An 11,780-nucleotide genomic window follows, 5' to 3' on the forward strand; every position below is an offset into this window, starting at 1 on the left:
CCACCTGCCGTGCCCGCGCCAGTGTCCGTCACACGACCCAGTGCCAGGCCCGACCGGCAAGGAGACCAGCCTCAGTGTCCGTCTTCAACAAGCTCATGCGTGCAGGCGAAGGCAAGATCCTGCGCAAACTGCACCGCATCGCGGACCAGGTCAACTCCATCGAAGAGGACTTCGTCAACCTCTCCGACGCCGAGTTGCGGGCGCTCACCGAGGAGTACAAGCAGCGCCACGCCGACGGCGAGAGCCTGGACGACCTGATGCCCGAGGCGTTCGCGACCGTCCGCGAGGCCGCCAAGCGGGTTCTCGGCCAGCGCCATTACGACGTCCAGCTGATGGGCGGCGCCGCGCTCCACCTCGGGTACGTCGCGGAGATGAAGACCGGTGAGGGCAAGACCCTCGTCGGCACGCTGCCCGCGTATCTGAACGCGCTGTCGGGCAAGGGCGTCCACCTGATCACGGTCAACGACTACCTCGCCGAGCGTGACTCCGAGCTGATGGGCCGGGTGCACAAGTTCCTCGGCCTCACCGTCGGCTGCATCCTGGCGAACATGACGCCGGCGCAGCGCCGCGACCAGTACAACTGCGACATCACGTACGGCACGAACAACGAGTTCGGCTTCGACTACCTGCGCGACAACATGGCGTGGTCCAAGGAGGAGCTGGTCCAGCGCGGCCACAACTTCGCCTGTGTCGACGAGGTCGACTCGATCCTCGTCGACGAGGCCCGTACGCCGCTGATCATCTCCGGGCCCGCCGATCAGGCCACCAAGTGGTACGGCGACTTCGCCAAGCTCGTGACGCGTCTGACCAAGGGCGAGCCGGGCAATCCGCTCAAGGGCATCGAGGAGACCGGCGACTACGAGGTCGACGAGAAGAAGCGCACCGTCGCCATCCACGAGGCGGGCGTCGCCAAGGTCGAGGACTGGCTGGGCATCGACAACCTCTACGAGTCGGTCAACACCCCGCTCGTCGGCTACCTGAACAACGCCATCAAGGCCAAGGAGCTGTTCAAGAGGGACAAGGACTACGTCGTCCTGGACGGCGAAGTCATGATCGTCGACGAGCACACCGGCCGTATCCTCGCCGGCCGCCGCTACAACGAGGGTATGCACCAGGCGATCGAGGCGAAGGAAGGGGTGGACATCAAGGACGAGAACCAGACCCTCGCCACGATCACCCTGCAGAACTTCTTCCGCCTGTACGACAAGCTCTCCGGCATGACCGGTACGGCCATGACCGAGGCCGCCGAGTTCCACCAGATCTACAAGCTCGGCGTCGTGCCGATCCCGACCAACAAGCCGATGATCCGCAAGGACCAGTCGGACCTGATCTACCGGACCGAGGTCGCCAAGTTCGCGGCCGTCGTGGACGACATCGCGGAGAAGCACGAGAAGGGGCAGCCGATCCTCGTCGGCACCACCTCGGTCGAGAAGTCCGAGTACCTCTCCCAGCAGCTCAACAAGCGCGGCATCCAGCACGAGGTGCTCAACGCTAAGCAGCACGACCGCGAGGCGACGATCGTCGCCCAGGCAGGCCGCCGGGGCGCCGTGACCGTCGCCACGAACATGGCCGGCCGTGGTACGGACATCAAGCTCGGCGGCAACCCGGACGACCTCGCGGAGGCGGAGCTTCGCCAGCGCGGTCTCGACCCGGTCGAGCACGTCGAGGAGTGGGCGGCGGCCCTGCCCGCCGCGCTGGAGCGCGCCGAGGCGGCCGTGAAGGCGGAGCACGACGAGGTCAAGGAGCTCGGCGGGCTGTACGTGCTGGGCACCGAGCGGCACGAGTCGCGCCGTATCGACAACCAGCTGCGCGGTCGTTCCGGCCGTCAGGGCGACCCGGGCGAGTCCCGCTTCTACCTGTCGCTGGGCGACGACCTGATGCGTCTGTTCAAGGCGCAGATGGTCGAGCGCGTCATGGCGATGGCCAACGTGCCCGACGACGTCCCGATCGAGAACAAGATGGTGACGCGGGCGATCGCCTCCGCGCAGTCCCAGGTCGAGCAGCAGAACTTCGAGACGCGCAAGAACGTCCTCAAGTACGACGAGGTGCTCAACCGCCAGCGCGAGGTCATCTACGGCGAGCGCCGGCGCGTCCTGGAGGGCGAGGACCTGCACGAGCAGGTGCGCCACTTCATGGACGACACCATCGACGACTACATCCGCCAGGAGACCGCCGAGGGCTTCGCGGAGGAGTGGGACCTCGACCGTCTGTGGAACGCGTTCAAGCAGCTCTACCCGGTGAAGGTCACGATCGAGGAGCTGGAGGACGAGGCGGGCGACCGCGCGGGCATCACCGCGGAGTTCATCGCCGAGACGATCAAGGAAGACATCCACGCGCAGTACGACGAGCGCGAGAAGCAGCTCGGCTCGGACATCATGCGTGAGCTGGAGCGCCGCGTGGTGCTGTCCGTGCTGGACCGCAAGTGGCGCGAGCACCTCTACGAGATGGACTACCTCCAGGAGGGCATCGGCCTGCGCGCGATGGCGCAGAAGGACCCGCTGGTCGAGTACCAGCGCGAGGGCTTCGACATGTTCACCGCGATGATGGAGGGCATCAAGGAGGAGTCCGTCGGCTACCTGTTCAACCTGGAGGTCCAGGTCGAGCAGCAGGTCGAGGAGGTCCCGGTGCAGGACGCCGCGGAGAAGACGTCGCTGGCCAAGGAGGACGCGCCCGCCGCGGCAGCGGCTCAGGCCCGCGGGGCGGGCGCGGTGCGCCCGGAGATCCGCGCGAAGGGCCTGGAGGCCCCGCAGCGTCCGGACCGCCTGCACTTCTCGGCGCCGACGGTGGACGGCGAGGGCGGCATCGTCGAAGGCGACTTCGAGAACGACGGCGGCCAGCCGCGGTCGGAGACGGACGGCATGACCCGCGCGGAGCGCCGCAAGGCGGCGAAGGGCGGCGGTCGCCGCCGCAAGAAGTAGCGGGGGGCGGACTGATCGCTCCGGGGCCGGACACCGAGGGGTGTCCGGCCCCGGTGTTGTTGCGCGGCCGTGCGGCGTCTCGCGGGTCCGCGAGGGCTGTGCTGGCGGCCTTGCGGGCGCGTGGGCCGGTTGTAGGCCGCCTGGGCTCTGCGGCCTCTGAGCGTGGCCTGGGCGGCCCTCAGGGCAGGATGCGCAGGCCTCAGCGGGGGAGGGACCCGACGCCTCGGAGGCACGCCGTGGACGTGCGGGCTGCACGCCGCACGCCCCGACGGGCGCTGCGGCAGGGATGCCGGGGGCGCAGGCCAAGCCGATGGCTTCGCCCATGGCCCACGCGGTCCGACCGCCCGCGTACCGCATCAGGCTCGTCCTCGCCCCACCGGCCGGCTACAGCTGCGTGTCGCGCGACAAAGGCGGCCGCACCCGCGCACCTGGCCGATTGGCCCGCGTGTCGGCCTCTGGCGGCCGGAACGGGCCCGGCTTCGCCGATCCGGCGCCTGCCCACGTCGGTGGTGTGCGGGACGCCCCGTCGTCGGCGGTTCGCCCGCCCATGCCCCGGTGGCCGCCCGGTCGGAATGCTGCGCGCCCGGACCGGTCGGCGGTGCCGCCCACGCGTCCACGCGTCGCCGCGCGGGCGGGCCCGGCGTGACCCACTGCGGCTGGAGCGCGCCCCAGCCGGGCAGCGGTGCTGCGCCCGCCGACGGGCGTGGTCGCGAGTCGCGACCGGCGCCGGAGCGCTCGGCCCGTGGCGGCCAGGGGCCGGGGGCCCGTGCCGCCCGGCCCCGTAGGCCACGCCACCCGCCAGGCCCTGGCTGTGCCCGCGGTGGTCGGCGGCGGGCGTCAGGTGGGGTCCTCCGGGCGGTTGCGTGGGCCGCCCAGTTCTACCGCTGCACAGCGCCAGCGGCGGTCCGCGCCCTGTTCCAGGCGGAACGCCATCGCGCTGACCCGGTCGCCCGAGCCGATGCGGGCGAATGCCTCGATCACGCCCGGGACCGGGTGGAACTCGCCGCAGTGGCGGACGACCGGCATCACCCGGTCCGCCGGGCGCAGCGGGGCTCCCGGGGCCAGGTGGACCAGCTGTTCGTACGCCTCGCCGATCGTGTGCCCGAGCATCCAGTGCACCGGGCGCTGGCCGCTCAGCACCGCCAGCAGGCGGTCGGCGAACCAGTAGTGCGGTTTGTGCTGCCTGCCTCGTGCGCGGGTCAGCGCCGTGGCCGCCGCCGCAGCGGGCCTTCGCTGGTCGCGTCGGCCCGCGGGCCGGGTCCTGTCCATGCAGATCGCCCCCGATGTGCCTGGTTCCCGGAGGAATACCGGGAAGTAGCTTCGACGGGGAACTTGTACGGCGCGCCCGGACCGGCTGCAACAGCCCCGGCCCCCCGGCCGGCGCCCCGGGAAGGATCACCTATCAGAGTGGACCGGCCCATGGCGCTGCTGGGCACGCGCCGGGTCGAAAGGGCGCGCAGTGGACGCTCTGAGAGGCGTGGGCGCACCCCCGAAGGGGGACTGCCGCACGTATCCTGATGGCGCATTTCCGACTACGAAAGCGGCCAGCCATGCGCGTCTACGTCCCCCTGACCCTTCCCGGTCTCGCAGAGGCGCACAAGACGGGCGAGCTCGGCCCCGGCCCGCTGTCCGCGTACGCCGTCACCCCGGGCCTGCGCGAGTGGTACGTCTCCGACGACATCGAGGAGCTGGAGTACGCCGCGCTCAGCCGCGCCGCCGCCGCCTCCCTGCGCCTGCTGGCGGGCGCTCCCGACGCGGCCCGCCGCCGCGTCGTCGTCGCCGTCGACGTGCGCGACCAGGACGCGGTCGCCGATCCCGACCGGGTGCTCGACGCGAGCGCGCTCGGCGAGGTCCGTATCGCCGCCGCCGTGCCCCTGTCCAAGGCCGCGGCCGTCCACGTGGACGCCGACGACGCCGTTCCCGACGTGACCGCGGCGGTGGACGCGCTCGGGGCCGCCGACCACGGGGACGACGACGCCCGGTTCACCGTCGACGGCGCCGAGGACCACGAGCTGCTCTGGTACGGCGTGCAGGAGATCCCGAACATCGTCGGCTGAGACGGGCCGGAGCCCCGTTGTCGTAGCCGGCCGGTACCGTCTGTCGGCATGGGTACTTCGGGGCACCACAGCGCCCACCTGGTGTGGGACTGGAACGGCACACTGCTCGACGACATCGCCGCGGTCATCGAGGCGACCAATGCCGCCTTCGCGGAGATAGGACTCGAGCAGATCACGCTCGAGCGCTACCGCGAGCTGTACTGCGTGCCCGTCCCGCGCTTCTACGAGCGGCTGATGGGCCGGCTGCCCTCGGACGCGGAGTGGCTCGTCATGGACGCCGCCTTCCACAAGCACTACTGGGCGAGGGCCGACGCGTGCTCTCTGGCGGCGGGCGCGGCCGAGCTGCTCGCGGGGCGGCAGCAGTCCGGGCTGACCCAGTCGTTGCTGTCCCTGGCCCCGCACGAGCAGTTGATACCGATCGTGCGCCGGCACGGCATCGTGGAGCGCTTCGTCCGGGTGGACGGGCGGGTCGGTGCCTCGACCACGGGCAAGGCGGAGCACATGGTGCGCCACCTGGCCGCGCTGGAGGGTGTGACGCCGGACCGGGTCGTCCTCATCGGTGACGCGGTGGACGACGCCGCGGCGGCGGACCACGTCGGGGCGAAGGCCGTGCTCTACACGGGCGGATCGCACAGCCGGGGCAGCCTGCAGAAGGCGGGGGTGCCGGTGGTGGACTCGCTGGAGGAGGCCGTGGCCGTGGCGGAGGAGCTCGTGGCCGCGGGATAGCCGCCCGGCCGAGGCCGACCGGGCCGGGCGGCGGCGTTCACCCGTCAGTCCCGTGTGACGGGCGCCTTCTCGCGCAGCACCTCCAGGAAGGCGCGCATCCAGGCCGGGTGGTCCGGCCATGCCCGCGACGAGACGAGGGTGCCGTCCACGACGGCCTCCGAGTCCTTGAACGACGCTCCGGCCGCCTGCATGTCGAGCTCCAGAGCGGGGTACGCGGTCACCCGGCGGCCCTCCACACCGCCGATCGCCGCCGTGAGCAGGGGGCCGTGGCAGATCTGCGCCACGGGCTTGTCCGCGTCGAAGAAGGCCTTGAGGATCTTGCGCAGCTCGGCGTCGTTGCGCAGATACTCCGGGGCGCGTCCGCCGGGGATGACGACGGCGGCGTACGCCCCGGTGTCGACCTCGGAGAAGGCCAGATCGGCGGGCCAGGTGTAGCCCGGCTTCTCGGTGTACGTGTCGAAGCCCGGCTCGAAGTCGTGCACGACGAACTGGAGCTTCTTGCGGGTGGGTGCCGCGATGTGCACCTCGTACCCCTCCTCCAGCAGCCGCTGGTAGGGGTAGAGGACTTCCAGCGACTCGGCGGCGTCCCCGGTGACGATGAGGATCTTCGTGGTCATGGCTGCTCCCGGTGAGTGGTTGCCAGAAGGGCCTGTGTCGCTGTCCAGAGTGTCAAACTTCGGGGCCCTCTTTTGTACACATACGGCTCATGACGGTACGGGGGGCAGGGGCGATAGCCTGGGGGCGTGATCAGCGCGATACGCCGTGGGGGCAGCGAAGCCCCCGGCCTGCGCCCGGAGCGCCACCGCGCCCGGGCGATACCTGATCTTCTCTGTCCGGCCTTCCCGCCTGAATCAGCCGAAAACGGATCGGACATCTCTCATCGCGGCATAACGTCGACTGTGACCGGACACCCCGCGTCGTGGCGTTGCGTCGCAGCATCTTTCACCTACGTCACGCAACGGCGCGCGACAGGAGCCAGAGGACATGCAGACCAAGCTGGACGAAGCCAAGGCCGAGCTGCTCGCACGGGCCGCCCGGGTAGCTGAGAACAGCCCGGCCGGGGGGCACCTTCCGACTGGGGCCGAGCAGGGGAAGCGTCCCGACCGGGACACCGTGCTCTCGTTCCTCCAGCGCTACTACCTGCACACCGCTCCCGAGGACCTCACCGACCGTGACCCGGTCGACGTCTTCGGTGCGGCACTTTCCCACTACCGGCTCGCCGAGAACCGCCCCCAGGGCACGGCGAACGTCCGGGTCCACACCCCGACCGTCGAAGAGAACGGGTGGACCTGCAGCCACTCCGTCGTCGAGGTCGTCACCGACGACATGCCCTTCCTCGTCGACTCGGTGACCAATGAGCTCTCCCGGCAGGGCCGCGGCATCCACGTCGTGATCCACCCGCAGGTCGTCGTCCGCCGCGACGTGACCGGCAAGCTCATCGAGGTGCTGACGACCGAGGCGAGCGCCAAGGGCCTGCCGCACGACGCGCTCGTCGAGTCCTGGATCCACGTCGAGATCGACCGCGAGACCGACCGTGCCGACCTGAAGCAGATCACCGCCGACCTGCTGCGCGTCCTGTCCGACGTCCGCGAGGCCGTCGAGGACTGGGAGAAGATGCGCGACAGCGCGCTGCGCATCGCCGACGAGCTGCCGGACGAGCCGACCGCCGACGACCTGCGCGAGCAGGAGGTCGAGGAGGCCCGCGAGCTGCTGCGCTGGCTCGCCGCCGACCACTTCACGTTCCTCGGCTACCGCGAGTACGAGCTGACCGACTCCGACGCGCTCACCGCCGTCCCCGGCACCGGCCTCGGCATACTGCGCTCCGACCCGCACCACCACGAGGACGAGGCGCACCCGGTCAGCCCCTCCTTCAGCAGGCTGCCCGCCGACGCCCGTGCCAAGGCCCGTGAGCACAAGCTGCTCGTCCTGACGAAGGCCAACAGCCGCGCCACCGTGCACCGGCCGTCCTACCTGGACTACGTCGGCGTCAAGAAGTTCGACGCCGAGGGCAACGTCGTGGGCGAGCGCCGCTTCCTCGGCCTGTTCTCCTCCGCCGCGTACACCGAGTCCGTGCGCCGCGTCCCCGTCATCCGCCGCAAGGTCGACGAGGTCCTCGACGGCGCCGGCTTCTCGCCCAGCAGCCACGACGGCCGCGACCTGCTGCAGATCCTCGAGACGTACCCGCGCGACGAGCTGTTCCAGACCCCGCCCGACGAGCTGCGCGAGATCGTCACCAGCGTCCTCTACCTGCAGGAGCGCCGCCGACTGCGGCTGTACCTGCGCCAGGAGGAGTACGGCCGCTACTACTCGGCCCTTGTCTACCTGCCGCGCGACCGCTTCAACACCACCGTCCGCGAGCGCCTGACCGGCATCCTCAAGGAGGAGCTGAACGGCACCAGCGTCGACTTCACCCTCATGAGCACCGAGTCGGTGCTCACCCGGCTGCACTTCGTGGTGCGCGTCGCGCCCGGCACCGAGCTGTCCCACCTCACCGACGCCGACAAGGAGCGCGTCGAGGCCCGGCTGGTCGAGGCCGCCCGCTCCTGGGCGGACGGCTTCGCCGAGGCGCTCAACGCCGAGACGGGCGAGGAGCGCGCCGCCGAGCTGCTGCGCAAGTACGGCAGCGCCTTCCCCGAGGGCTACAAGGCCGACCACTCGCCGCGCTCCGCCGTCGCCGACCTGGTCAACCTGGAGCAGCTCACGAGCTCCGGCCGCGACTTCGGGCTCTCCCTGTACGAGCCGGTGGTCGCCGCGCCGGGCGAGCGCCGCTTCAAGATCTACCGGATCGGCGACCAGGTCTCCCTCTCCGCCGTACTGCCGGTCCTCAACCGGCTCGGCGTCGAGGTGATCGACGAGCGTCCGTACGAGCTGCGCTGCGCCGACCGCACGCACGCGTGGATCTACGACTTCGGCCTGCGCATGCCGCACTCCGGCGGCGGCGACCACCTCGCCGACGACGCCCGCGAGCGGTTCCAGGACGCGTTCGCCGCGGTGTGGACCGGCCAGGCCGAGAACGACGGCTTCAACTCCCTGGTGCTCGGCGCCGGGCTGACCTGGCGCCAGGCCATGGTGCTGCGCGCGTACGCGAAGTACCTGCGCCAGGCCGGCTCGACCTTCAGCCAGGACTACATGGAGGACACCCTCCACAACAACGTCCACACCACCCGGCTGCTGGTGTCCCTCTTCGAGGCCCGGATGTCGCCGGACCGCCAGCGTGCGGGCACCGAGCTGACCGACGGTCTGCTGGAGGAGCTGGACGGCGCGCTCGACCAGGTCGCCTCGCTCGACGAGGACCGCATCCTGCGCTCCTTCCTCACCGTCATCAAGGCGACGCTCCGTACGAACTTCTTCCAGGAGGCGGCCGGCGGCAAGCTGCACGACTACGTCTCCATGAAGTTCGATCCGCAGGCGATCCCCGACCTGCCGGCGCCGCGACCGGCTTACGAGATCTGGGTCTACTCGCCGCGCGTCGAGGGCGTGCACCTGCGCTTCGGCAAGGTCGCGCGCGGCGGTCTGCGCTGGTCCGACCGGCGTGAGGACTTCCGGACCGAGATCCTCGGTCTGGTCAAGGCGCAGATGGTGAAGAACACCGTCATCGTGCCGGTCGGCGCGAAGGGCGGCTTCGTCGCCAAGCAGCTCCCGGACCCGTCCGTGGACCGCGACGCGTGGCTGGCCGAGGGCGTGGCCTCGTACAAGACGTTCATCTCGGCACTGCTCGACATCACCGACAACATGGTCGCCGGCGAGGTCGTGCCCCCGGCGGACGTCGTCCGGCACGACGGGGACGACACCTACCTCGTCGTCGCCGCCGACAAGGGCACCGCGACCTTCTCCGACATCGCCAACGAGGTCGCCCAGCAGTACAACTTCTGGCTCGGTGACGCCTTCGCCTCCGGCGGCAGCGCGGGCTACGACCACAAGGGCATGGGCATCACGGCCCGCGGTGCGTGGGAGTCCGTCAAGCGGCACTTCCGCGAGCTGGGTCACGACACGCAGACCGAGGACTTCACGGTCGTCGGTGTCGGCGACATGTCCGGCGACGTGTTCGGCAACGGCATGCTGCTGAGCGAGCACATCCGGCTCGTCGCGGCCTTCGACCACCGGCACATCTTCATCGACCCGACGCCGGACGCGGCCGTCTCGTACGCCGAGCGGCGCCGGCTCTTCGAGCTGCCGCGCTCGTCGTGGGCGGACTACAACACGGAGCTGCTGTCCCACGGTGGTGGCATCCACCCGCGCACCGCCAAGGCGATCCCGGTCAACGCGGCGATGCGCGCGGCGCTCGGCATCGACGCGGGCGTCTCCAAGCTGACCCCCGCCGACCTGATGCAGGCCATCCTCAAGGCGCCGGTCGACCTGCTGTGGAACGGCGGCATCGGCACGTACGTGAAGGCGTCGACCGAGTCGCACGCCGATGTCGGCGACAAGGCCAACGACGCCATCCGCGTCAACGGCGAGGACCTGCGCGTGCGCGTCGTCGGCGAGGGCGGCAACCTCGGTCTGACGCAGCTGGGCCGTATCGAGTTCGACCGCCACGGTGGCAGGGTCAACACGGACGCGATCGACAACAGCGCCGGTGTGGACACCTCCGACCACGAGGTGAACATCAAGATCCTGCTCAACGGGCTGGTGGCGGACGGAGATCTGACCGTCAAGCAGCGCAACCAGCTGCTCGCGACGATGACCGACGAGGTCGGCGCGCTCGTCCTGCGCAACAACTACGCGCAGAACGTCGCCCTCGCCAACGCGGTCGCCCAGTCGCCGTCCCTGCTCCACGCCCACCAGCGCTTCATGCGGCGCCTCGGGCGGGACGGGCACCTGGACCGGGCGCTGGAGTTCCTGCCCAACGACCGCCAGATCCGTGAGCTGCTGAACGCCGGCAAGGGCCTCAGCCAGCCGGAGCTCGCCGTACTGCTGGCGTACACCAAGATCACGGTGGCCGACGAGCTGATCCGTACGTCGCTGCCGGACGACCCGTACCTGCGCCGGCTGCTGCACGCCTACTTCCCGAAGCCGCTGCGCGAGCAGCACGGCGACGCGATCGACGCGCACGCGCTGCGTCGGGAGATCATCACGACCGTGCTGGTCAACGACACGGTGAACACCGGCGGTTCGACCTTCCTGCACCGACTGCGGGAGGAGACCGGCGCGTCGATCGAGGAGATCGTGCGGGCGCAGACCGCGGCGCGCGAGATCTTCGGTCTCGGCGCGGTGTGGGACGCGGTGGAGGCGCTGGACAACACGGTCGCGGCCGATGTCCAGACGCGTATCCGGCTGCACTGCCGCCGGCTCGTCGAGCGCGGCACGCGCTGGCTGCTGGGCAACCGGCCGCAGCCGCTGGAGCTGGCCGAGACCGTCGACTTCTTCGCCGAGCGGGTGGAGGACGTGTGGTCCTCGCTGCCGAAGATGCTGCGCGGCGCGGACCTCGAGTGGTACCAGGGCATTCTGGACGAGCTCACCTCGGCGGGTGTCCCGGAGGACCTCGCGCTGCGGGTGGCCGGGTTCTCGTCGGCGTTCCCGACGCTGGACATCGTGGCGACCGCGGACCGCACGGGGCAGGAGCCGCTGGCGGTGGCGGAGGTGTACTACGACCTCGCGGACCGGCTCTCGATCACGCAGCTGATGGACCGGATCATCGAGCTGCCGCGGGCGGACCGCTGGCAGTCGATGGCCCGCGCCTCGATCCGCGAGGACCTGTACGCGGCGCACGCGGCGCTGACGGCGGACGTCCTGTCGGTGGGCAACGGCAGCTCGACGCCGGAGGAGCGGTTCAAGACCTGGGAGCAGAAGAACGCGGCGCTGCTGGGGCGGGCGCGGTCGACGCTGGACGAGATCCAGGACTCGGACACGTTCGATCTGGCGAACCTGTCGGTGGCGATGCGGACGATGCGGCAGCTGCTGCGGGCGCATCGCTGACGGTGGTCCTGGCGGGGCGGGGTTTCCCCCACCCCGCCCCTTCCCGTAACTGGGGCTGCGCCCCAGACCCCCTGCGGGGGGCTGCCGCACCCGTGCCCCGCGCCTTCGGCGGGCGGTGGCTGCGCGCCGGGTTGCTGGTTGCAGGGCTCGGGCCGCGCAGGCT

6 protein-coding genes are annotated in these 11,780 nt (G+C 70.7%); 4 read left to right on the plus strand and 2 right to left on the minus strand.

Translation table 11 applies throughout. The features are described 5' to 3' along the window. Positions 1-74 precede the first annotated feature (74 nt). Positions 75-2,918, plus strand: coding sequence for a preprotein translocase subunit SecA (secA, locus tag ACLB9X_RS17015; RefSeq protein WP_410361213.1), 2,844 nt, complete (start codon positions 75-77; stop codon positions 2,916-2,918). A gap of 837 nt (positions 2,919-3,755) precedes the next feature. Here the strand turns inward: secA and ACLB9X_RS17020 are convergent. Beyond that, on the minus strand, positions 3,756-4,187 hold the full coding sequence (locus tag ACLB9X_RS17020) for an Rv3235 family protein (RefSeq protein ID WP_410361214.1): 432 nt from the start codon (positions 4,185-4,187) through the stop codon (positions 3,756-3,758). A 281-nt stretch (positions 4,188-4,468) separates the two neighbouring features. Here ACLB9X_RS17020 and ACLB9X_RS17025 point away from each other — a divergent pair, with 281 nt between their 5' ends. Then, on the plus strand, positions 4,469-4,975 hold the full coding sequence (locus ACLB9X_RS17025) for a DUF6912 family protein (RefSeq protein ID WP_410361215.1): 507 nt from the start codon (positions 4,469-4,471) through the stop codon (positions 4,973-4,975). Positions 4,976-5,023: 48 nt separating this feature from the next. Next, positions 5,024-5,701 (plus strand): HAD family hydrolase, encoded by a 678-nt coding sequence (locus tag ACLB9X_RS17030; RefSeq protein WP_410361216.1) that lies wholly within the window; start codon positions 5,024-5,026, stop codon positions 5,699-5,701. A gap of 44 nt (positions 5,702-5,745) precedes the next feature. Here the strand turns inward: ACLB9X_RS17030 and ACLB9X_RS17035 are convergent, their stop codons facing one another. Beyond that, positions 5,746-6,318 carry a DJ-1/PfpI family protein gene (locus tag ACLB9X_RS17035; protein ID WP_177153247.1) on the minus strand — a complete coding sequence of 191 codons (573 nt, stop codon included), beginning with the start codon at positions 6,316-6,318 and terminating at the stop codon, positions 5,746-5,748. Positions 6,319-6,685: 367 nt separating this feature from the next. On the opposite strand from ACLB9X_RS17035, the gene ACLB9X_RS17040 reads away from it, so the two are divergent. Next, entirely contained in the window at positions 6,686-11,617 is a 4,932-nt protein-coding gene (locus tag ACLB9X_RS17040; protein WP_410361217.1) for an NAD-glutamate dehydrogenase, read from the plus strand. Positions 11,618-11,780: the final 163 nt, after the last annotated feature.

The sequence above is a fragment of the Streptomyces sp. 5K101 genome (assembly GCF_046506645.1).
Classification (GTDB): Bacteria; Actinomycetota; Actinomycetes; order Streptomycetales; family Streptomycetaceae; genus Streptomyces.